Source organism: Streptomyces sp. NPDC048424, from assembly GCF_040651555.1.
GTDB lineage: Bacteria > Actinomycetota > Actinomycetes > Streptomycetales > Streptomycetaceae > Streptomyces.
Map to the genome: position 1 here is coordinate 54,279 of NZ_JBEZKE010000020.1, position 20,951 is coordinate 75,229.

Annotated in this window: 19 protein-coding genes and 1 riboswitch; of the genes, 16 read left to right on the forward strand and 3 right to left on the reverse strand. The window is 73.2% G+C overall.

What is annotated here, in order from left to right:
- The first annotated feature begins 139 nt into the window (after nucleotides 1-139).
- From trpD to AB0D29_RS26060, 3 genes are all read left to right on the forward strand, one after another.
- Nucleotides 140-1,204 (forward strand): anthranilate phosphoribosyltransferase, encoded by a 1,065-nt coding sequence (gene trpD, locus AB0D29_RS26050; RefSeq protein ID WP_362857494.1) that lies wholly within the window; start codon nucleotides 140-142, stop codon nucleotides 1,202-1,204.
- Nucleotides 1,205-1,289: 85 nt separating this feature from the next.
- Nucleotides 1,290-1,406, forward strand: a riboswitch (SAM riboswitch).
- A gap of 229 nt (nucleotides 1,407-1,635) precedes the next feature.
- Entirely contained in the window at nucleotides 1,636-3,021 is a 1,386-nt protein-coding gene (locus AB0D29_RS26055; RefSeq protein ID WP_362857496.1) for an aminotransferase class V-fold PLP-dependent enzyme, read from the forward strand.
- 13 nt (nucleotides 3,022-3,034) lie between these two features.
- Nucleotides 3,035-3,616, forward strand: coding sequence for a ferredoxin (locus AB0D29_RS26060; protein WP_362857498.1), 582 nt, complete (start codon nucleotides 3,035-3,037; stop codon nucleotides 3,614-3,616).
- Nucleotides 3,617-4,230: 614 nt separating this feature from the next.
- Here the strand turns inward: AB0D29_RS26060 and AB0D29_RS26065 are convergent.
- Together AB0D29_RS26065 and AB0D29_RS26070 are read right to left on the reverse strand one after the other, a co-directional pair.
- Nucleotides 4,231-4,512: an Lrp/AsnC ligand binding domain-containing protein gene (locus tag AB0D29_RS26065; RefSeq protein WP_008738815.1), complete on the reverse strand. Its 282-nt coding sequence runs from the start codon at nucleotides 4,510-4,512 to the stop codon at nucleotides 4,231-4,233.
- Nucleotides 4,509-5,243, reverse strand: a complete 735-nt coding sequence (locus AB0D29_RS26070) for a rhomboid family intramembrane serine protease (RefSeq protein WP_351593150.1) — start codon at nucleotides 5,241-5,243, stop codon at nucleotides 4,509-4,511. The genes AB0D29_RS26065 and AB0D29_RS26070 overlap by 4 nt, the downstream gene beginning before the upstream one ends.
- A 134-nt stretch (nucleotides 5,244-5,377) precedes the next feature.
- Here AB0D29_RS26070 and AB0D29_RS26075 point away from each other — a divergent pair, with 134 nt between their 5' ends.
- The 7 genes from AB0D29_RS26075 (at nucleotide 5,378) to AB0D29_RS26105 (ending at nucleotide 13,689) form a co-directional block, all read left to right on the forward strand.
- Nucleotides 5,378-5,617 carry a hypothetical protein gene (locus AB0D29_RS26075; RefSeq protein ID WP_008738811.1) on the forward strand — a complete coding sequence of 80 codons (240 nt, stop codon included), beginning with the start codon at nucleotides 5,378-5,380 and terminating at the stop codon, nucleotides 5,615-5,617.
- 40 nt (nucleotides 5,618-5,657) lie between these two features.
- Nucleotides 5,658-7,022, forward strand: coding sequence for an NYN domain-containing protein (locus tag AB0D29_RS26080; RefSeq protein ID WP_362810836.1), 1,365 nt, complete (start codon nucleotides 5,658-5,660; stop codon nucleotides 7,020-7,022).
- Between the two features lie 252 nt (nucleotides 7,023-7,274).
- On the forward strand, nucleotides 7,275-8,303 hold the full coding sequence (locus tag AB0D29_RS26085) for an NlpC/P60 family protein (RefSeq protein WP_351296708.1): 1,029 nt from the start codon (nucleotides 7,275-7,277) through the stop codon (nucleotides 8,301-8,303).
- Nucleotides 8,304-8,525: 222 nt separating this feature from the next.
- Nucleotides 8,526-9,581, forward strand: coding sequence for an NlpC/P60 family protein (locus AB0D29_RS26090; RefSeq protein ID WP_362857500.1), 1,056 nt, complete (start codon nucleotides 8,526-8,528; stop codon nucleotides 9,579-9,581).
- A 91-nt stretch (nucleotides 9,582-9,672) separates the two neighbouring features.
- Nucleotides 9,673-10,791 carry a hypothetical protein gene (locus AB0D29_RS26095; RefSeq protein ID WP_362857502.1) on the forward strand — a complete coding sequence of 373 codons (1,119 nt, stop codon included), beginning with the start codon at nucleotides 9,673-9,675 and terminating at the stop codon, nucleotides 10,789-10,791.
- Nucleotides 10,792-10,814: 23 nt separating this feature from the next.
- Nucleotides 10,815-11,957, forward strand: a complete 1,143-nt coding sequence (locus tag AB0D29_RS26100) for a glycosyltransferase family 4 protein (RefSeq protein WP_362857503.1) — start codon at nucleotides 10,815-10,817, stop codon at nucleotides 11,955-11,957.
- Nucleotides 11,958-12,072: 115 nt separating this feature from the next.
- Nucleotides 12,073-13,689, forward strand: coding sequence for a GMC oxidoreductase (locus AB0D29_RS26105; protein WP_362857505.1), 1,617 nt, complete (start codon nucleotides 12,073-12,075; stop codon nucleotides 13,687-13,689).
- A 9-nt stretch (nucleotides 13,690-13,698) separates the two neighbouring features.
- On the opposite strand, the gene AB0D29_RS26110 is transcribed toward AB0D29_RS26105, so the two are convergent.
- A complete protein-coding gene (locus AB0D29_RS26110; RefSeq protein ID WP_362857507.1) occupies nucleotides 13,699-15,498 on the reverse strand; it encodes an AMP-dependent synthetase/ligase in 1,800 nt (599 codons plus the stop codon).
- Nucleotides 15,499-15,753: 255 nt separating this feature from the next.
- Between AB0D29_RS26110 and AB0D29_RS26115 the strand changes: the two genes are divergently transcribed.
- The 6 genes from AB0D29_RS26115 to AB0D29_RS26140 all read left to right on the forward strand — a co-directional run bounded on the left by AB0D29_RS26115 (nucleotide 15,754) and on the right by AB0D29_RS26140 (nucleotide 20,723).
- A complete protein-coding gene (locus tag AB0D29_RS26115) occupies nucleotides 15,754-16,575 on the forward strand; it encodes a metallophosphoesterase (protein ID WP_362857572.1) in 822 nt (273 codons plus the stop codon).
- A 136-nt stretch (nucleotides 16,576-16,711) separates the two neighbouring features.
- Nucleotides 16,712-17,152: an SRPBCC family protein gene (locus tag AB0D29_RS26120; RefSeq protein WP_030707427.1), complete on the forward strand. Its 441-nt coding sequence runs from the start codon at nucleotides 16,712-16,714 to the stop codon at nucleotides 17,150-17,152.
- 42 nt (nucleotides 17,153-17,194) lie between these two features.
- Nucleotides 17,195-18,352 carry an ArsA-related P-loop ATPase gene (locus AB0D29_RS26125; protein ID WP_362857509.1) on the forward strand — a complete coding sequence of 386 codons (1,158 nt, stop codon included), beginning with the start codon at nucleotides 17,195-17,197 and terminating at the stop codon, nucleotides 18,350-18,352.
- 76 nt (nucleotides 18,353-18,428) lie between these two features.
- Nucleotides 18,429-18,884 (forward strand): DUF5304 domain-containing protein, encoded by a 456-nt coding sequence (locus tag AB0D29_RS26130; protein ID WP_362857511.1) that lies wholly within the window; start codon nucleotides 18,429-18,431, stop codon nucleotides 18,882-18,884.
- A 61-nt stretch (nucleotides 18,885-18,945) separates the two neighbouring features.
- Nucleotides 18,946-19,887, forward strand: coding sequence for an ROK family glucokinase (locus AB0D29_RS26135; protein WP_362857513.1), 942 nt, complete (start codon nucleotides 18,946-18,948; stop codon nucleotides 19,885-19,887).
- A 74-nt stretch (nucleotides 19,888-19,961) separates the two neighbouring features.
- Complete coding sequence (locus AB0D29_RS26140; protein WP_362857515.1) at nucleotides 19,962-20,723, forward strand: endonuclease/exonuclease/phosphatase family protein; 762 nt, start codon at nucleotides 19,962-19,964, stop codon at nucleotides 20,721-20,723.
- The last annotated feature ends 228 nt before the right edge of the window (nucleotides 20,724-20,951 follow it).

Here is a 20,951-nt window from a genome sequence, read left to right on the forward strand (position 1 = left end):
TGATTTCGGTCAGTTCTGGTGTCGCCACGGCGAGAGCCCCGTCCAGTGTCTGGACGGGGCTCTTTGCCGTGTTCCGGGCTGGATAGGCTGGAGCCCTCCCATTCGACGTGGAAACCTTGACAAGCAGCAGGAGCGGACCATGAACGTTGTGACCCCGGCAGGCGGCGACAGCGTGGCGGCCCGTGGCTGGCCGGGCGTCCTCGACGCCCTGCTGACCGGCCAGGACCTGCGTGCCGACGACACCGCCTGGGCCATGGACCGGATCATGCGGGGGGAGGCCACCGACGCCCAGATCGCCGGCTTCACCGTCGCGCTGCGGGCGAAGGGGGAGACGGTCGCGGAGATCAACGGCCTCGTACGGGCGATGTACGAGCACGCCAACCTGATCGAGGTGCCGGGCCGGACGGTGGACATCGTCGGCACGGGCGGCGACGGGGCCAAGACGGTGAACATCTCGACGATGTCGGCGGTCGTGGTGGCCGGAACCGGTGCCAAGGTCGTCAAGCACGGGAACCGGGCCGCCTCCTCCGCGAGCGGCTCCTCGGACGTCCTGGAGAAGCTCGGGGTGAACCTCAACCTGAGCCGGGAACGGGTCGTGGAGGTCGCCGAGGAGGCCGGCATCACCTTCTGCTTCGCGGTCAAGTTCCACCCGGCACTGCGTCACGTGGCGGCGGCCCGCAAGGAGCTGGGCATCCGGACCTTCTTCAACGCGCTCGGCCCGCTGACCAACCCGGCCCGGGTGCGCGCCCAGGCGACCGGCGTGGCCGATCCCCGGATGGCCCCGATCATCGCGGGCGTGCTCGCCGAGCGGGGCTCGTCCGCGCTGGTCTTCCGCGGTGACGACGGCCTGGACGAACTGACCACGACGGCCACCTCGCGCGTCTGGTGGGTCCGCGACGGCAAGGTCTCGGAGCAGTCCTTCGACCCGCGCGACATCGGCATCGACCTGGTCGAGGTCTCGGCCCTGGCCGGCGGCGACCCCGCGTACAACGCGGACGTGGCCCGCCGCCTGCTGGCCGGCGAGACCGGCCCGGTCCGCGAAGCCGTACTGCTGAACTCGGCGGCGGCCCTGGTCGCCCTGCACCCCGGCACGGGCACGCTGGAGGAGCAGCTCGCCGCCGGTCTGGTGCGCGCGGCGGAGTCCATCGACTCGGGCGCGGCCCGCGCGGCGCTGGAGCGCTGGGTGGCGGCGAGCAACGCCTGATCACCCGCCGAATCGAGCCAAGGCCCCGGTCCACCATGCGGACCGGGTCTTGCGCGCGGGGGATCTTGTGGCAGGATGCTGACCAGGTCACGAGTGACAGCGTTTAGGCCCCGGCTTGCTGTCCGGCAACCCTCCTTCCGTGGCGGGGTGCCCCGGGTGATGACCAGGTCGTAGGCAGCAAGGCCTACGGCAAGCGCGGATCCCTCGACACCAGGGGTCCTGGTCTCTCGAGGAGCGTTTTCCGTGAGCAAGCGAATGCGATAGGGCGACTCCGCCCCTACTTCACCCCTCGGATCAGGGTCACTTCCGTGTACCCCCGCCGACCGTCAGGTCCGGCCCGAGGGCTCTCCCGTACCCCGGACGGCCGCACGGCCGTACCCGCGTACGGGCACTCCGAAGCCATTCAGCCCTGCCTGCCGGGAGATACCGCCATGTCCGCATTCCTGAACGCCGCCACCACCTCCGTCGCCACCGCCGAGGGCCCCGCCTGTGCCGAGCCGCTGCCGGTGCTCGGCCGGGACGTCACCGTCCCGCTCGTCACCGGCGGCGAGGTCACCTACGCCGCCCTGGACTACGCCGCCAGCGCCCCGGCGCTCCAGCGGGTCTGGGACGACGTGGCCGCCTACGCCCCGTACTACGGCAGCGTGCACCGCGGCGCCGGGTACCTCTCGCAGCTCTCCACCGACCTGTTCGAGCAGAGCCGGGTCACGGTCGCCGAGTTCCTCGACTGCCGCCCCTCCGACCAGGTGGTCTTCACCCGGTCCACCACCGACTCGCTGAACCTGCTCGCCGCCGTGCTCCCCGCCGACTGCCAGGTCTTCGTCTTCGAGACCGAGCACCACGCCTCGCTGCTGCCCTGGACGAACGCGCGGGTCACCTACCTCAACGCCCCCCGCACGCCGGGCGAGGCCGTCGCCACCCTGGAGCGGGCCCTCACCGACCGCGAGCCTTACGGCCCGGCCCTGGTCTGCGTCACCGGCGCGTCCAACGTCACCGGTGAACTGTGGCCGGTGAAGGAACTCGCCGCCGCCGCGCACGCCCACGGCGCGCGGATCGTCCTGGACGCCGCCCAGCTGGCCCCGCACCACCCCGTCTCCGTCCAGGACCTGGACGTGGACTGGGTCGCCTTCTCCGGACACAAGCTCTACGCGCCCTTCGGCTCGGGCGTGCTCGCCGGCCGCGCGGACTGGCTCCAGCAGGCCGAGCCGTACCTCGCGGGCGGCGGCGCCTCCCGCAAGGTGGCCCGGCGCGAGGACGGCGGCGTGGACGTCGAGTGGCACACCACGGCCGCCCGCCACGAGGCCGGCTCCCCGAACGTCATCGGCGTCTACTCCATCGCCTCCGCCTGCAAGGCCCTGACCGAGGCCGGCTTCGACAGCCTCGTCGCCCGCGAGCGCCACCTCATCGCCAAGGTCCGCGAAGGCCTGGCCGAGGTCCCGGCGGTCCGCGTCCTGTCGCTCTTCGGCGACGACGCCCCGCGCGTCGGCGTCATCTCCTTCGTGGTGGACGGCTGGAACAGCTCCCACTTCGCCGCAGCGCTGTCCGCGGAGTACGGGATCGGCGTCCGCGACGGCCTGTTCTGCGCCCACCCGCTGGTGCGCACCCTGCTCGGCAGCGAGCCGCAGGCCCAGGGCGAGTGCGGAGCCCCCGAGGCGGCCCCGGGGGAGCGCTCCCTGAACGCGATCCGCGTCAGCTTCGGCGCGGGCACCCCGGACGAGCACGTCGAGCGCTTCGTCCGCGCGGTGAAGGAGCTCGTCGCGGACGGCGCGAAGTGGCAGTACCGCACGGAGGAAGGCCGCTGCGTCCCGGCCGTCTGACACCGTACGGACCATGACCTACTGGGATCCGATACCGACCGTCCGGGCCTGCGTGGAGGGCGAGCCGCTCCCCGGCCTGGCCGCGTGGGTACCCGCGTACGACCACTCGTGGAGCACCTGGCCCGACACGTGGCAGGAGCGCAACTGGCGCAACGTGCCCGGGCCGTTCTACGGGGCGACGACCGACACCTGCTGGGTGGGGCGCGGCGTCGCGCCGGACCACATCCTGTACGACGACGAGTTCGGCCAGGAGTTCGTCTACCGTCAGCCGCGCACGCCCGAGGAGACGCACCGGGTCATGGCCGCGGCCTGGCAGGACCCGATGCGGGGATTCCAGTACGACGGGGACGAACGGTGGACGCCGGAGCTGGTCCGGGACTGGTGGCGGGAGCGGGGCCGGGTCCGCGAGTGGGCCGCGGCGCTGGACCGGAGCTGGTCGGTCTCGTCCCGGGCGGACCAGCGGGAGGCGGCGGCCGGTGCCCGTGCGTATGTGTCCCACATCGACGAGGGCCTCGCGGAGTACCTCCGCGGCTACGTCTTCCACCTGGCGGAGGGCCGCCGGGCCCACCGGGACGAGCACCTGCCGAAGCTCTGACCGGTGCCTGTGCCCTGCGGGCGGCTCGGGGGTGTGGGGCGGTGCCCCGCCGGAATGTCTCCTCGTCGTCGCGCCTGCGGGTGCCGCTGCGACAGGTGAGGGTGGTTGCACGCTCCTCCTGCGGGGACACTCCGCCGTGTCCCCACCCCACGGCCCGGTCCCTGCGGGCGGCTCGGCGGTGCGGGGGTGTGGGGCGGTGCCCCGCCGGAATGTCTCCTCGTCGTCGCGCCTGCGGGTGCCGCTGCGACAGGTGAGGGTGGTTGCACGCTCCTCCTGCGGGGACACTCCGCCGTGTCCCCGCCCCACGGCCGGCGCGGGGGAGCGGGGGCGTGCAGGGGCGTCCCCGCAGGAGGAGCGCGCAACCGCCCTCAGCGGCCGCGACAGGCCCGCAGGCGCGACGACGAGGAGACGCCCCGGAGGGCCCCCGCGTACGGCCGGGCCTGCGCAGATCCTGCTGAGCTGCCCGCAGGGCGACAGGCAGGCGCGACGACGAGGAGACGCCCCGGAGGGACCCCGCGTACGGCCGCGCCTACGGGTTCGGCTTCGGGGCACCATCCCAGCCCCGCCGGCGTTTGAGGCGTCGCGAAGCCCGGGCTAACGCAGACCGCGCAGCGCTACGCGTCCAGCCCGATGGCGAACGCCGCCTCCAGGTCGTGCTGCGAGTAGGTGCGGAACGCCACGTGCGTGTCCGTCGCCTCGACGCCCGGGATCTTGCTGATGCGGCCCGGGATGATGTCCGCCAGGTTCTCGTGGCGGGCCACGCGGACCAGCGCGATCAGGTCGTACGTCCCCGTGACGGAGTAGACCTCGCTGACGCTGTCCAGCGCGGCGATCGACTCGGCGATCTCGGGGATCCGGTCCACGCTGGTCTTGATGAGCACGATCGCGGTGATCACGGCTGGCTGTCTCCCTCGGTGGCCGTCGCTGGTCGCCTCACTCTAGTCGCACCCCGATACCGGACCCATGCGTAGAGGAAGCCGACCGAGAAGCCCACCAGGTGGGCCAGGTAGGCGACCCCGGGGCCGCTGTCCGCGCGCTGCGCCGCCACCCATTGGAGGGCGAACCAGAACAGCAGCACGATCCACGCCGGGAACCGCAGCGGCAGGAAGAACAGGAAGGGGAACAGGCTCGTCACCCTCGCCCGCGGGAGCAGGTAGAGGAAGGCGCCCAGCACCGCCGAGATGGCTCCGGACGCCCCCACCAGGGTCTGCGCGGACCCGGTGTTGGCCGCCGCGTACGCCGCCAGTGCCACGTACCCCGTACAGATGTAGAAGACGAGGAACGCCGGGCGGCCCATCCGCTCCTCCGCCATCGCCCCGAAGACGTAGAGGAAGAGCATGTTCCCGAGCAGGTGCAGCCAGCTGCCGTGGACGAACAGCGCCGTCAGGGGGGTGAGCCAGGCGCGCGGGGTGCCCGTGAAGAGCTCGTCCGGGACCACGCCCCAGCGCCGGAAGTACGCGGTCCCGGCGGCCAGGAGCTCGTCGCCCGTCCCGTAGACCGGGTTGAGCCCCGAGGCAGGGCCGAGTACGAACACCACACCGCAGCCCGCGATCAGCGCATGGGTGACCACCGGTCCCCGGGCAGCCTCGCGTACGGCCCGCCACCTTACGATCATGTGACAGAGCATGACGCAACGGGACCCACCTGAGGCGGTGGCAGGCCGTAGGGTTACGAGCTGCGGTCCGCCGGCCGGTGAAGACACGCGCAGACGGCGCCGCGGACGGCTTTAATTGAATCAGCTACGAAGGAGAGAGCGGCCTGATGACGGTTCCCCTGCCGACCGACACCACCCGGTGGCGCTGCACCCTGTGCGGCAACCTCACGCGCTTCGACGTCACCCGTTCGTCGAAGGTCGTCGAGTACGTCCACCTGGACCTCGCCGGGGAACCCAAGGTCGAGGAGCGCGAGGTGGTCAATGAGACCATCGAGTCGGTCCGCTGCCGCTGGTGCAACGCGGTGGACCAGATCGAGCTCGTGGACAGGCCGGGCGCGGACTCCTGACGGAGGCGTGCCCGCAGGTAGATCACGGTAGGGGTGACGGATTGTGGAGCCAGCAAGCGGCGCTGAGCCGGCCGACGCGGCCGGCGACGCCGCCGAGGCACTCGACCGCCCGCTGCCGGAAGGCGTGCGGCGGCGGGTCGTCGCGCTCGTCTCGGACGCCTTCGGCGCGCTGACGGTCGCGGACCTGCCGGCGCAGCTGCGCCAGTACGCCCGTTTCACCCCGACCCGGCGCGCCAAGTTCGCCGGCAACGCGATGGCCACGGCGGTCGAGACCGACGCCGTGTTCCGCAGCCGGGTCGCCGAGAAGCTGCGCGAGGCGCAGGCGGAGCTGGCCGCGGCCCTGGAGTCGGGTGCGCCGCCCGCCGCCGCGGATCCGCTGGACGTGGCGGCCGCCGCGTTCGTCCTGAGGCCGGCCGGCTGGGTCAAGCTGGTGGCCGCCGCGGGCGAGGAGGCGCAGCGCGCCGACGCCGAGCGGGTCGGCGAGGAGACCCGGCGCGAGCTGGAGCGGCTGCGCGAGGAGCTGGCCCACGCCCGGGAGGCGCAGCGCACGGGCGGTGAGCACGTGCGCGTGGAGCTGGACGCGGCCCGCAAGGAAGCGGAATCGCTTCAGCGCAAGCTGCGCAGCGCCCTCAGCGACGTCAAGCGCGGAGAGGCGGCCCTGCGCAAGCTGACCGCCGAGGTCGACGGGATCCGCGGCGACGCGGCCACCCGGGTCGCCGCCGCCGAGAGCGAGAGCCGGCGGCTCAAGTCCCGCCTCGCGGAGGTGGAGGCGGCGCTGGAGACCTCGCGCCGGGCCACCCGCGAGGGGCGCAGCATCGAGGACATGCGGCTGCGGCTGCTGCTGGACACCGTGCTGGACGCGGCCCAGGGGCTGCGCCGCGAGCTGGCGCTGCCGCCCGTGAACACCCGCCCGGCGGACACCGTGGACGCGGTGGAGCCGGGCCGGATGACGCCGAAGGACATCGCGGCGCGCGCCCTGTCGGAGACCGATCCGGCGCTGCTGGACCAGCTGTTGGCGCTGCCCCAGGCGCATCTGGTGGTCGACGGCTACAACGTGACCAAGACGGGCTATCCGACGATGCCGCTGGAGAAGCAGCGGCTGCGGCTGCTGGGCGGGCTGTCGATGCTGGCCGCGCAGACGGGCGCGGAGATGACCTGTGTCTTCGACGGCGCCGAACTGGCTGCCCCGGTGCTGCTCGCGCCGCCGCGCGGGGTGCGGGTGCTGTTCTCCAAGGCGGGGGTGACGGCGGACGAGCTGATCCGTCAGCTGGTGCGCGCCGAACCGCCCGGCCGGCCGGTGGTCGTGGTCTCCACCGACCGGGAGGTCGCCGACGGGGTGGCCAAGGCGGGTGCGCGGCCGGTGACGTCCGCTTTGCTCCTGAAGCGGCTTTCGCGCGTTTCGTAACTCCCCTCCTGAATGCCGGAATTGACCGGCGGCACAGCGAACGTACCGTCAAGTGCCCGGCACAGAGCGTGCGCTGTAGGTAAAGAACCTGGTCGGAGAGCGCTTTTTTTCCCGACGGGATTTGAACTGATCACAGCAAGGTCACTAGTGTGCGTTCAAACCTTCGTGCGGTAGATCACTCATTCGGGGTGGCGGCGAAGGTGCTGCCGAGTTGCGTTCTTCGGTGGCTCTAGGAAGAAGGAGCTCGCCTCCGTGGCGTCCCACCGTCGACCCAAGCAGCCGAACCGCACTCGTGTGACCGTGCTCGGCGCCACCGCGGCGGCCGTGGTCGCCCTCACCTCCCAGAGCGCCTCCGCCGCCCCGGCGAAGCCGACCAAGGACGAGGTCAAGACCCAGGTCGACGCCCTCTACGAAGAGGCGGAGCAGGCCACCGAGAAGTTCAACGGGGCCAAGGAGCGCCAGGAGACGCTGGAGAAGGAGATAGCCCAGCTCCAGGACCAGGTCGCCCGCGGCCAGGGCGACCTCAACGAGCTGCGCAGCACCCTCGGTTCGATGGCCAGCGCCCAGTACCGCAACGGCGGCATCGACCCCTCCCTCGCACTCCTCCTCTCCGAGGACCCCGACAGCTACCTGGACAAGGCCTCCTCCCTCGAGCACCTGAGCGGCAAGCAGGTCGAGGCGGTCCAGAAGATCCAGGCCAAGCAGCGCAGCCTCGCGCAGCAGCGCCAGGAGGCCTCCGGCAAGCTCGCCGACCTCGACGCCACCCGCAAGGAGCTGGCCGAGAAGAAGAAGGTCTCCACGGACAAGCTCGCCGCGGCCCAGGCCCTGCTCAACACCCTGACCGCGCAGGAGCGTACGGCGCTCAAGGACGAGGAGTCCCGCGCGAGCCGCGCCGACGGCCAGCGCGTCGACCTCGGCAACGTGAAGGCCTCCGGCCGCGCCGGAGCCGCCCTCGAAGCCGCCAAGACCAAGCTGGGCTTCACCTACCAGTCCGGCGGCACCGGCCCCAACGTCTACGACTGCTCGGGCCTGACCCAGTGGGCGTACAAGCAGGCCGGCGTCAACATCAGCCGCGTCACCTACACCCAGGCCAACGACGGCACGCGCATCAGCCGCAGCCAGCTCCAGCCCGGTGACCTGGTCTTCTTCTACGGGGACCTGCACCACGTCGGCCTCTACGCCGGCAACAACATGACGCTGCACGCCTCGAACCCGCGCAGCGGCATCAAGTACGAGTCGATGGACAACATGCCGTTCCAGTTCGGCGTCCGCATCGGCTGACGCGCCGCACACCGCCCATCCGGGCGAATTCCGCGGCCCCTTTCTGACCACACGCCCCGCCGGTGACCTGCGTCTCCTGCGGGGCGTCGCTGTGTGCGCCCTCCGACGGTCGTTGGTCGGCATGTGACCGTCCGGCTACTGTCTGCCAGCGCGGAACCCGGCACAAAGGCCGTCCACGGGGGGCGGACCCGGGCCACACACAGCGGAAGGGAGCGGTTTCACGTGGCGTCCCATCGCCGGAGCGGGCTCGGCAGCCTCGACCGGAACACGAAGGTCACCGTCCTCACCGCCGCCGCGGCCACGGCCGCGGTCGCCATGACGGGCGCACCCGCCGGCGCCGCCCCCGGCCTCCCGTACGAGCCCGGCGGCGCGGCGAGGACGGGAGTCAGTGCCCAGGTCGACCGGCTCTTCGAGGAGGCCGAGCAGGCCACCGAACGGTTCAACGAGGCGGGCGAGAAGGCCGACCGGCTCCGCGCCGAGGTGACCCGGGCCCAGGACGCGGTGGCCCGCGCCCAGGAACGCATCAACACCATGCGGGGCGTCCTCGGCACCTTCGCAGGGGCCCAGTACCGCAGCGGCGGCATCGACCCCGCCGTCGGCCTGATGCTGGCCGAGGACCCCGACGCCTACCTGGAGCAGGCCGCCGCCCTGGACCGGCTGACCAGCCGTCAGGCCCGCCAGCTCGACGAACTCCGCGAGGAGCAGCGCCGACTCGGCCAGGAGCGCCGCGAGGCCTCCGGCAAGCTCGCCGAACTCGACGCCCTGCGCTCCGACGTGGCCCGGCACAAGCGCTCCGTCACCGCGAAGCTCGCGGCCGCCCGGCGGCTGCTCAACGCCATGCCGTCCGAGGAGCGGGCCGACTTCGAGCGCTCCTCGCGCTCCGCCGGCCGCGCCGACGTACTGCCCGAGCTGCCCTCCTTCGGCCCGTCGTCGGGGCGCGCCGCGGCCGCCGTGATGGCGGCCCGGTCCGCGGTCGGCCGCCCCTACGTGTGGGGCTCCACCGGACCCTCCGGCTTCGACTGCTCCGGGCTGATGGTCTGGTCGTACCGGCAGGCGGGGGTCTCGCTGCCGCGCACCTCGCAGGCCCAGCGGCACGCCGGCCGGCAGGTGCCCCTGTCGCAGGCCCGCCCGGGCGACCTGGTGACGTACCGCTCGGACGCCAGCCACGTCGGCATGTACGTCGGCAACGGCCAGGTGGTGCACGCCCCGTACCCGGGGGCCCGGGTGCGCTACGACCCCGTCGGGATGATGCCCGTGTCCTCGGTGACCCGCCCCTGACGGCCGGCCGCCGGGCCCCGGCCCCTGCCCCCGGCCCTGGCCCCGGACCCGGCCGGGGGCCCGTCGCCCGGACCGTGCGTACGATCGGCGGATGCTCCCGGTCCGCCGCCTCGTCCGTGTCCTGCCGCTGCTGCTGTGCGTGCTGCTCGCCGGCTGCGCGGCACGGCCGGCCGACACCACCGAGCGCGACGTCCGCGCGGCCGTGGCCGACTGGTCGCGGGTGCCGCCCGAGAGGCTCTCCGGGATCCCGCTCGACGGCTGGGCGTACGAGGTCGCCTCGGTGCGGCGGGACGGCGCACGGGCCCTCGTACGGGCCGAGCTGCGCTACCGGCTGACCGGCTACGACACGGCCCCGGGAGGCTCGGAACGCGAGCTGGAACTCGAACGCGCGGCGGGCGGCGGCCCCTGGCGGGTACGTGCCGACCGGCCCGCGCCGGGCGCGCTGCCGCAGCTGTGGGACCAGGGCCCGGTGTCGGTGGTCCGCGGTACGCACTCCCTGGTCCTGGGCGGCGCCGGACAGTCCCCCGAGGCGTTGGCCGCGATCGCCGCCGAGGCCGACCGGGCGGTGCCCGCGGCGAGCGCCGCCTGGCCCCGGCCCTGGGCCGGACGGGTGGTGGTGCTGGTCCCCGGGTCCCTGGAGCGGATGGCGGGGCTGCTGGGCCGGCCCGCCGACGCGTACCGGGGCTTGGGCGCCGTCACCACCGGCCGGGTGGGCGCCGGGCCGGCCCCGGCGGACCGGGTGGTGATCAACCCGGAGGGGTACGCGGAGCTGGGCGAGGAGGGCCGGCGGGTCATCCTCACCCACGAGGTCACCCACGTGGCCACGCGGGCGGCGACCACCGCCACGACCCCGCTGTGGCTCTCCGAGGGCTTCGCGGACTGGGCGGCGTACCGCGGCACCCCCACCACCCCGGAGCAGGGCGCCCCGGCGCTGGCCCGGGCGGTGCGGCGCGGCGAGGTGCCGGCCGAGCTGCCCCAAGCGGAGGACTTCGCCTTCGGCGGCGACCCGGAGGCACTGGCCCGGGCCTACGAGGGGGCGTGGCTGGCCTGCCGGCTGATCGCGGACCGGTGGGGCGGGGCGGCGCTCGTGGGCCTGTACGAGAAGGCGGGGCGCGGGCCGTGGCCGACGGCGCTGCGGGAGGCGCTCGGGACGGACCCGGCCGGGCTGACGAAGGAGTGGCAGGAGGCCCTGCGGAAGGAGTTCCGCTGAGGGCGTCCGGTACGTTGGCAGCGATGCACAAGACGCTGATCGTGACCAACGACTTCCCGCCGCGCCCCGGCGGTATCCAGGCCTTCCTGCACAACATGGCGCTGAGGCTGGATCCCGACCGCATCGTCGTCTACGCCTCCACGTGGAAGCACGGCGCGGAGGGCCGCGAGGCCACCGCCGCCTTCGACGCGGAGCAGCCGTTCCAGGTGGTCCGCGACCGTACGACGATGCTGCTGCCGACCCCGCGCGTGACGCGGCGGGCGGTGGGTCTGCTGCGCGAACACGGCTGCGAGTCCGTGTGGTTCGGGGCGGCGGCCCCGCTCGGTCTGATGGGCCCGGCGCTGCGGCGCGCGGGCGCCCGGCGGATCGTGGCGACGACGCACGGGCACGAGGCGGGCTGGGCCCAGCTGCCGGCGGCGCGGCAGCTGCTGCGGCGGATCGGCGAGGGCACGGACACGCTGACCTACCTGGGGGAGTACACGCGCTCGCGGATCGCCTCGGCGGTGACGGAGCGGGCGGCGGCCCGGATGGTGCAACTCCCGCCGGGGGTGGACGAGAAGACCTTCCACCCGGAGTCGGGCGGGGCGGAGGTCCGGGCGCGGCTCGGGCTGACCGACCGCCCGGTGGTCGTCTGCGTCTCGCGCCTCGTTCCCCGCAAGGGGCAGGACACGCTGATCGAGGCGATGCCGCGGATCCTGGCGGCGGTGCCGGACGCGGTGCTGCTGATCGTGGGCGGCGGGCCGTACGAGGCGGACCTGAGGGCGCTGGCGGTCTCGACCGGGGTCGCGGAGTCGGTGGTCTTCACGGGGGCGGTCCCGTGGTCCGAACTGCCCGCCCACTACGGCGCGGGCGACGTCTTCGCGATGCCGTGCCGGACCCGGCGGGGCGGGCTGGACGTGGAAGGGCTCGGCATCGTCTACCTGGAGGCCTCGGCCACGGGTCTGCCGGTGATCGCGGGGGACTCCGGCGGGGCGCCGGACGCGGTGCTGGACGGCGAGACGGGCTGGGTCGTCCGGGGCGGCGCCCCCGACGACGCGGCGGACCGGATCGTCACGCTCCTGCAGGACCCGGCCCTTCGCTCCCGCATGGGTGAACGGGGCCGCGCGTGGGTGGAGGAGAAGTGGCGCTGGGACCTCCTGGCGGAACGCCTGCGCGAGCTGCTGTAGCGGGGCCATGTGCGGCGCCGCAGCCGACGGACTGCGCAGCCACGTCTGACTGTTCCTCAGATGTCTGTCAATACCGCGTCTGGGCGGACGGCTGGATTCCGCCCATGATGCGGCCATGACACCCAATCTGACGCGCCGTCACCTCCTGGGGCTCGGCGCACTCTCGACCGCCTCCGCGCTCGGATTCACCCGGATCGGGGCGGCCTCCGCCGCCGCCGTCGAACCCGCCGCCGCCCAGTACGCTCCCGCGATAGTCGTCGGTTCCGGTTACGGATCCGCCGTCGCCGCGCTGCGGCTCGGGCAGGCCGGCGTGCGGACCGTCGTCCTCGAAATGGGCCGGCTCTGGGACGGGCCCGGGCCCGACGGCAAGGTCTTCCCCTCCACCTCCGCGCCCGACCACCGTTCCATGTGGTTCCGCACCCGCACCGAGGCCCCGCTCGCCCAGTTCCTCTGGCTCGACGTGGTCAACCGCGACATCAGCCCGTACCCGGGGGTGCTGGACCGGGTGAACTTCGGCGACATGTCCGTGTACGTGGGCCGCGGCGTCGGCGGCGGGTCGCTGGTCAACGGCGGCATGGCGCCGACGCCCCGCCGCTCGTACTTCTCCGAGGTGCTGCCGCAGGTCAACGCCGACGAGATGTACGGCACGTACTACCCCCGCGCCCGCGCCATGCTCGGCGTCAACGACATCGACCCGGCCTGGTTCGAGTCCACGGAGTGGTACCGCTTCGCCCGGATCTCCCGCAAGCACGCCCAGAACACCGGCCTGAAGACCGTCTTCGTGCCCAACGTCTACGACTTCGAGTACATGAAGCGCGAGGCGGCCGGCACCGCCCCCAGGTCGGCGCTGGCCGGCGAGGTCATCTACGGCAACAACCACGGGAAGAAGAGCGTCGACAAGACCTACCTCGCCGCCGCCCTCGGCACCGGCAACGTCACCATCGAGACCATGCAGCGCGTGGTCGGCGTACGGCAGGACCCCGCCGGGGGGTACGTGCTGACGGTGCAGACCAGCGACGTGACCGGACGGGTCACCCAGGTCCGCGAGCTCGGCTGCCGGCAGCTCTTCCTCGGGGCCGGCAGTCTCGGCACCACCGAGATCCTGCTGCGGGCCCGCGAGACCGGGACGCTGCCCGCGCTCGACGCCAAGGTCGGGCGCGGCTGGGGCCCCAACGGCAACATCATGACCGCCCGCGCCAACCACCTCTGGGACACGGTCGGCGCCAACCAGGCCACCATGCCCGCCATGGGCATCGACGACTGGGACAACGCCGCCAACCCGGTCTTCGCCGAGATCGCCCCGCTCCCCATGGGGCTGGAGCACTGGATCTCGATGTACCTGGCCATCACGAAGAACCCGGAGCGCGGGCACTTCACCTACGACGCCGCCACCGACTCGGCCCGCCTCAACTGGCGCCGGGACCAGAACACGCCCGCGGTCAACGCGGCGAAGAACCTCTTCGACCGCGTCAACTGGCGGAACTTCACGATGTACCGGTACGACCTCTTCGGCGGCAACAGGGCCTTCGCCGACAACTTCACCTACCACCCGCTCGGCGGCTGCGTGCTCGGCGACGCCACCGACGTGTACGGACGGGCGAAGGGCTATCAGGGGCTGTACGTCGTGGACGGGTCCCTGATCCCCGGCTCGCTCGGCGTGAACCCGTTCGTGACCATCACCGCCCTCGCGGAGCGGAACATGGCCAGGATCCTCGCCGAGGACCCGAGGTAGCGACCGCGACTAGCCCCGGTACAGCGCGTCGATCTCGTCCGCGAAGTCCTTCGCCACCACGTTGCGCTTCAGCTTCAGCGACGGCGTGATGTGGCCCGACTCCTCCGTGAACTGGGAGGGCAGAATGCGGAATTTCCGCACCGATTCCGCCTTGGACACCGCCGCGTTGCCGTCGTCCACGGCCTTCTGGACGGCGGCGATGAGGTCCGCGTCCTCGCGCAGCTCCGCCGCCGTGACCCCGGCCGGCTTGCCGTTCTCCGCGGCCCAGCGGCCGAGGAACTCCTCGTCGATGGTGACCAGCGCGGCCACGAACGGCCTCGCGTCGCCCACCACCATGCACTCCGCGACCAGCGCGTGCGCCCGGATCCGGTCCTCGATCACGGCGGGGGCGACGTTCTTGCCGCCCGCGGTGACGATGAGTTCCTTCTTGCGTCCGGTGATCGCGAGGTAGCCGTCCTCGTCGAGGGTGCCGACGTCGCCGGTGTGGAACCAGCCGTCGGTCAGCGCCTCGGCGGTCGCCGTCTCGTTCTGCCAGTAGCCGTTGAAGATGTGCTCGCCGTGCAGCAGCACCTCGCCGTCGTCCGCGATGCGCACCACGGAGCCCGGCAGCGGCTGGCCGACCGTACCGATCTTCGTCTTGTCCCACGGGTTGAAGGCCGTGGCCGCGCAGGACTCCGTCAGGCCGTAGCCCTCCAGCACGGTGAAGCCGATGCCGCGGAAGAAGTGGCCGAGCCGCTCGCCCAGCGGGGCGCCGCCGGAGATCGCGTACTCGCCGCGCCCGCCGAGCACCGTGTGCAGCTTGCTGTAGACCAGCTTCGAGAACAGCTTGTGCTTCAGCTTCAGGCCGAAGGACGGGCCGCCCGGGGCGTCCAGCGCCCGGCTGTAGGCGATCGCCGTCTCGGCGGCGGCGTCGAAGATCTTGCCCTTGCCGTCGGCCTGGGCCTTGGCGCGCGCCGAGTTGTAGACCTTCTCGAAGACGCGCGGCACACCGAGGATCAGGGTGGGCCGGAAGGACTGGAGCTCGTCGGTCAGGTTCTTGATGTCCGGTACGCAGCCCAGGCGGATCGGCGCCAGGACGGCCGCCACCTCCACCAGGCGCCCGAAGACGTGCGCGGCCGGCAGGAAGAGCAGCACGGAGCACTCGCCGGTGCGGAAGAGCGGGCTGAGGCGCTCCACCACGTTGCCGCACTCGGCGAAGAAGTTGCGGTGGGTCAGCACGCAGCCCTTGGGGCGGCCGGTGGTGCCCGAGGTGTAGACGATGGTGGCCGGGTCGTCGGCGTTGGCGAGGCTGCTGCGCTCCTCGACCTCTTCGTCGGTGATCCCCGCGCCGGCGGCCTTCAGCGTGTCCAGCGCACCCTGCTCGATCTCCCAGACCTCGCGCAGCTCCGGGAGCCGGTCGCGCAGCGAGGCCACGGACGCGCTGTGCGCCGGGCTCTCCACGATGACCGCCACGGCGCCGGAGTCGCCGAGGATCCACTGGACCTGCTCGGGGGAGCTGGTCTCGTACACGGGGACGGTGACGCCGCCCGCGCTCCAGATCGCGAAGTCGAACAGCACCCACTCGTAGCGGGTGCGGGAGATGAGGGCGACCCGGTCGCCGGGCCGGATGCCGGCGGCGACGAGACCCTTGGCCGCGGCGCGGACCTCGGCCAGGAACTCCGTCGCGGTCACGTCCTGCCACCGGCCGTCGGCGGCCTTGCGGCTCATGACGGCGGTGTCTGGATGCTGAGCGGCGTTGCGGCGGATGAGATCCGTCAGGTTCCCGTCCGACGGGACCTCGTACAGGGCCGGAAGGCTGAACTCGCGCAAGACTGCTGCTCCTCTGGGCGCCATCGCCACCATGTGGACCGAGCGGACGTTACCCACCGGTAGTGGGTTCCCGATAGAGGGAACCGGCCAGATGTTCCGTGCGTCACATTCTGTCCTTGCACTGCCTGGCCCTCACGTGCCGACAGTAGTCGACCACTTCGGAGACTCGGAAGTAACCGCAGGTCCGGCCGCCTCTCCCACCCCCTCTACCAGGCGCTGCCGGGCCCCCCTAGGGTGGGCGGCATGGGTGGCAGCATGCGGAGCGGGCGCAGCGGCGCGAGCGGATCGAGCCGGACCGGCGGACCGGGCCGCACGCGGGTCCACGTCGTGAGCGACGTGCACGGCAACACCGAGGCCCTCGCCCGTGCGGGAGAAGGGGCCGACGCCCTGATCTGCCTCGGCGACCTCGTCCTCTTCCTCGACTACGCCGACCACTCGCGCGGGATCTTCCCCGACCTCTTCGGCGTCGAGAACGCCGACCGGATCGTCGAGCTGCGCACCGCGCGCCGGTTCGAGGAGGCCCACGCCTTCGGGCGGGGACTGTGGGCCGGGCTGGACCGGGACCGGCTGATCGAGGGCGCGGTGCGCCGCCAGTACGCCGAGATGTTCGCCGCCTTCCCGAACCCGACGTACGCCACCTACGGCAATGTCGACATCCCGGGTCTGTGGCCGGAATACGCCGACCGTGACGGCCTGACCGTGCTCGACGGCCAGCGGGTGGAGATCGGCGGCCGCGTCTTCGGCTTCGTCGGCGGCGGACTGCCCTCGCCGATGCGCACCCCGTACGAGGTGGACGTCGAGGAGTACGCCGCCAAGGTGGAGGCCCTCGGCGAGGTGGACGTACTGTGCTCCCACATCCCGCCGGAGGTGCCCGAGCTCTGCTACGACACGGTCGCGCGCCGGTTCGAACGCGGCAGCGAGGCCCTGCTGGCCGCCATCCGCCGCACCCGCCCCCGGTACGCCCTCTTCGGGCACGTGCACCAGCCGCTGGCGCGGCGGATGCGGATCGGGGCCACGGAGTGCGTGAACGTCGGCCACTTCGCCGCGACCGGCCGGCCGTGGGTGCTGGAATGGTGACCGGCGGCCGGTTCACGACGGCCGCCAGCGGGCCGGGGGAGGCCCTGGAGTGGCGGAGTCCGCACGCGCGGTAGCCTTCACGCGGCGGCCGGAGGCCGCACACATCCTCGAAACACTCCACGGAGGAGCGACCGCGATGGCGGAACACACCAGCTCAAGCATCACGATCGAGGCTGCGCCCAGCGACGTGATGGCCGTGATCGCCGACTTCGCCCGCTACCCCGAATGGACCGGCGAGGTGAAGGAGGCCGAGGTGCTGGCCACCGACGCCGAGGGGCGCGCCGAGAAGGTCCGCCTGCTGCTCGACGCCGGCGCGATCAAGGACGACCACACCCTCGCCTACACCTGGAAGGGTACGGACGAGGTCAGCTGGACCCTGGACAAGTCCCAGATGCTGCGCCAGCTGGACGGCTCGTACCGGCTGGCCCCGGTGGACGGCGGCAAGCGTACCGAGGTCACCTACCAGCTGACCGTGGACGTCAAGATCCCCATGCTCGGCATGATCAAGCGCAAGGCGGAGAAGGTCATCATCGACCGGGCGCTGGCGGGCCTGAAGAAGCGCGTCGAATCCGTCTGAGCACCCGCAGCAACCGAGCAACCCGGCAGTAGGCACCCGCACATGCACACCTTGCTGATCACCGGCCCCGGCGGCGCCGGGCGGACGACCGTGGCCGCGGCCACCGCCCTCGCCGCGGCCCGCCACGGGCGGCGGGTGCTGCTGCTGTCCGGCGACGTCGGCGACCCGCTCGCCGCCCTGACCGGGGAGGATCCCCTCCCCGGTCTGCGGGTGGCCCGGGTCGACTCCGGCGAGGAGTTCCGCGAGGAGCTCGTCGCCCTGCAGGAGCGCGGATCCGCGCTCCTCGCGATGGTCGGCGCCCGCCCGCTCGGGGCCGAGGAGCTCACCGAGCTGCCCGGCGCCGAGCAGTTCGCCCTGCTGCGCGCCCTGCGGCGGGCCGCCGCCGCACCCGGCACCGACCTCGTCGTCGTCGACATGCCCCCGCTCCACCAGACCCTCTCCACCCTGGCCCTGCCCGCCCAGCTGCGCCGCTACCTCACCCGGCTGCTCCCCGCCGAGAAGCAGGCCGCCCGCGCCCTGCGGCCCGTACTGGCCCAGCTCGCCGGCGTGCCCATGCCCGCGCAGTGGCTCTACGAGGCCGCCGCCCGCTGGGACGAGGAGCTCGCCGCCGTCCAGGCCGTCGTCGAGGCCGACACCACCGAACTGCGCCTGGTCGCCGAACCGGGACCGGCCGCCGCCGACGCGCTGCGGCTCGGACGGCTCGGACTCGCCCTCCAGCAGCTGCCCGTCCGCGACCTCGTCGCCAACCGGACGGTGCCGCAGGGCTCCGCCGACCCCTGGCTCGCCGGGCTCGCCGCCCAGCAGGAGAAGTACGCCGCCGAGTGGGCCGGGGAGATCCCCGTCGTCACCCTCGCCCACCTCGGCCGGGACCCGCGCGGCCCGCAGGACCTGGACCGGCTCGCCGCCGCGGACGGGCTCCTCCCCGCCGCGCCCGCACCCCGCGGGGCCTGGGCCGTCGAGGACCGGCTCGCCGCGGACGGGGTGCTCGTCTGGGTGGTACCGCTGCCCGGCGCGCACAAGCGCGACCTCGACCTCGTACGCCGCGGCGACGAGCTGCTGCTCACGGCCGGCCCGTACCGCAGGATCGTTCCGCTTCCCGCGGCGCTGCGCCGCTGCACCGTCTCCGGCGCCGCCCTGGCCGCGGGCGAGCTCCGCATCCGCTTCACCCCGGACCCGGGGCTGTGGCCGCGCGCGCAGTGAACGGCGTACCCCCGTTCGGGTACCGTCGAAGGTAGCCCGTACCGCACGCACAGCAGCCGCCGCAGGAGAGTCCGCCATGAGCGAGGCCACCGACCGCCCCACCGACGAGGACGCCTGGGCCAAGGCCTGTGCCGAGGACCTCGCCGCCGAGAAGGAGCGCATGCGCGGACAGGACCGGCCCGGCTCGGCCGGCACCGGAACCGCCGCCGAGGAGCTGTTCAAACTCTTCGAAGCCGTCGCCGACAAGGTCTCCGGGCTGAACAACCCCCTGTTCGGCGTGGCCGCCCAGGGCGCGGTGCGCCAGATCGTCGACCAGGCCAAGACCGCGGCCAAGCCCGTCATCCAGCGCAACCCCGAGGTCTTCGACCACCTCGCGGCCGCCGGCTCCGAGCTCCTCGCCGCCTACCGCTCGGCCGTCGAGGGCCACGAGCGCCGCTGGACCCAGGACACCCCTCCCGCGCCGCGCCGGGAGCGCAACCCGCGCGACGACGGCCCCGACGCGGGCCCGGCCGAGCGGATCGATCTCGACTGAGGGCCCGCCGCCCTCGGGTACCGTTGGCCGTGGCGGGGTTTGACCGGAAACCGAGGGACTAATGGGACTCACCATCGGCGTCGACATCGGCGGCACGAAGATCGCGGCCGGCGTGGTCGACGAAGAGGGCACGATCCTTGAGACGTACAAGGTGCCCACCCCGCCGACCGCGGACGGAGTGACGGAGGCCATCTGCGCCGCCGTCTCCGAGGTCAGCAGCAACCACACCATCGACGCCGTCGGCATCGGCGCCGCCGGATACGTGGACGACAAGCGCGCGACCGTACTCTTCGCGCCGAACATCAACTGGCGCCACGAGCCGCTGAAGGACAAGGTCGAGCAGCGCATCGGCCTGCCCGTCGTCGTCGAGAACGACGCGAACTGCGCCGCCTGGGGCGAGTACCGCTTCGGCGCCGGCCAGGGCCACGACGACGTCATCTGCATCACGCTCGGCACCGGCCTGGGCGGCGGCATCATCATCGGCAACAAGCTCCGGCGCGGACGCTTCGGCGTCGCCGCCGAGTTCGGGCACATCCGGGTCGTCCCGGACGGCCTGCTGTGCGGCTGCGGCAGCCAGGGCTGCTGGGAGCAGTACGCCTCCGGCCGCGCGCTCGTCCGGTACGCGAAGCAGCGCGCCAACGCCACCCCCGAGAACGCGGTGGCCCTGCTCGCGCTGGGCGACGGCACCCCCGAGGGCATCGAGGGCAAGCACATCAGCGAGGCCGCGCGAGCCGGTGACCTGGTGGCCATCGACGCCTTCCGCGAGCTGGCCCGCTGGGCCGGCGCCGGCCTCGCCGACCTGGCCTCGCTCTTCGACCCGTCGGCCTTCATCGTCGGCGGCGGGGTCTCCGACGAGGGCGACCTCGTCCTCGACCCGATCCGCAAGTCCTTCAAGCGCTGGCTGGTCGGCGGCGCCTGGCGACCGCACGCGCAGGTGCTCGCCGCGCAGCTCGGCGGCAAGGCCGGCCTCGTCGGCGCGGCGGACCTGGCCCGCCAGGGCTGACGACACCGGCTGCTTCGCGTCCCGCCCGCCGCGCCCCTTGGGGGAGCGGCGGGCGGCTGCGTATCTTGCGGTGCATGGACCAGTTGCTGCCCTCGCTGCCGAAGTCCCGTACGGAGCCCGACGGTTCTGCCGTGATCCGGGTACTCAGCTACAACATCCGCTCGCTGCGCGACGACGAGGAGGCGCTGGCCCGGGTCATCCGGGCGTGCGAGCCCGACCTCGTCTTCGTCCAGGAGGCGCCGCGGTTCTTCCGGTGGCGCAAACACGCGGCGCGACTCGCCGCGAAATGTGACCTGGTGGTGCTGAGCGGGGGCGGGACGGCGGCCGGGCCGCTGCTGCTGTGCTCGCTGCGGGTCTTCGTGGAGCGGACGGAGGACGTCCTGCTGCCGCGCACCCCCGGCCTGCACCGGAGGGGCTTCGCCACGGCGGTGGTCCGCGTCGGCGCCGCCCGCGCGGGGCTGGTCAGCGCGCACCTGTCCCTGGACCGGGCGGAGCGGGTCGCCCAGGCGGATCTCCTCCTGGATCGGGTGGCGGGGATGGACACGCCGTACGTGATCGCCGCGGGCGACGTGAACGAGGACCCGGGCGGTCCGGCCTTCGCCCGTCTCGCGGGGACGTTGCAGGACTGCCGGGCGGTGGCCCCGTGGGGCGGCGGCGACACCTTCCCGGTGTCGGCACCGGACCGGCGCATCGATGCGGTGTTCGCCAGCGCGGGTGTGGAGGTGCTGGGGTGTGGCGTGCCGGTGGGACTGCCGGGCGTCTCGTCCACGGACCTCCGGTCCGCGACGGACCACCTCCCGGTCCTGGCGGCCCTCCACCTGCCGGCTGCGCCGTAGCCCCGCGGACCGGGCGCGCCGCCGTCGCGGGGGCGCTGCCGCCGGACCCTCCCCCAGCTACCGCTGGGGGTACCCCCAGTGCCTCAAACGCCGGCGGGGCTGGAAAATCCAGCCCCGCCGGCGTTTGAGGCGCGGGGTTCGGGGCGGAGCCCCGGTCTTTCAGCCCGTCCGGCGTTTGAGGACCGGGGGTCCGGGGGCCGGCCCCCGGGAACGGGGCCGCACCCGGGC

Coding starts and splice junctions, on each gene's coding strand:
- AB0D29_RS26130 (WP_362857511.1), top strand. CDS start 18,429: ATGAGCGAGGCCACCGACCGCCCCACCGACGAGGACGCCTGGGCCAAG.
- AB0D29_RS26100 (WP_362857503.1), top strand. CDS start 10,815: ATGCACAAGACGCTGATCGTGACCAACGACTTCCCGCCGCGCCCCGGC.
- AB0D29_RS26055 (WP_362857496.1), top strand. CDS start 1,636: ATGTCCGCATTCCTGAACGCCGCCACCACCTCCGTCGCCACCGCCGAG.
- AB0D29_RS26115 (WP_362857572.1), top strand. CDS start 15,754: ATGCGGAGCGGGCGCAGCGGCGCGAGCGGATCGAGCCGGACCGGCGGA.
- AB0D29_RS26070 (WP_351593150.1), bottom strand. CDS start 5,243: ATGCTCTGTCACATGATCGTAAGGTGGCGGGCCGTACGCGAGGCTGCC.
- AB0D29_RS26095 (WP_362857502.1), top strand. CDS start 9,673: ATGCTCCCGGTCCGCCGCCTCGTCCGTGTCCTGCCGCTGCTGCTGTGC.
- AB0D29_RS26135 (WP_362857513.1), top strand. CDS start 18,946: ATGGGACTCACCATCGGCGTCGACATCGGCGGCACGAAGATCGCGGCC.
- AB0D29_RS26105 (WP_362857505.1), top strand. CDS start 12,073: ATGACACCCAATCTGACGCGCCGTCACCTCCTGGGGCTCGGCGCACTC.
- AB0D29_RS26125 (WP_362857509.1), top strand. CDS start 17,195: ATGCACACCTTGCTGATCACCGGCCCCGGCGGCGCCGGGCGGACGACC.
- AB0D29_RS26075 (WP_008738811.1), top strand. CDS start 5,378: ATGACGGTTCCCCTGCCGACCGACACCACCCGGTGGCGCTGCACCCTG.
- AB0D29_RS26060 (WP_362857498.1), top strand. CDS start 3,035: ATGACCTACTGGGATCCGATACCGACCGTCCGGGCCTGCGTGGAGGGC.
- AB0D29_RS26140 (WP_362857515.1), top strand. CDS start 19,962: ATGGACCAGTTGCTGCCCTCGCTGCCGAAGTCCCGTACGGAGCCCGAC.
- trpD (WP_362857494.1), top strand. CDS start 140: ATGAACGTTGTGACCCCGGCAGGCGGCGACAGCGTGGCGGCCCGTGGC.
- AB0D29_RS26120 (WP_030707427.1), top strand. CDS start 16,712: ATGGCGGAACACACCAGCTCAAGCATCACGATCGAGGCTGCGCCCAGC.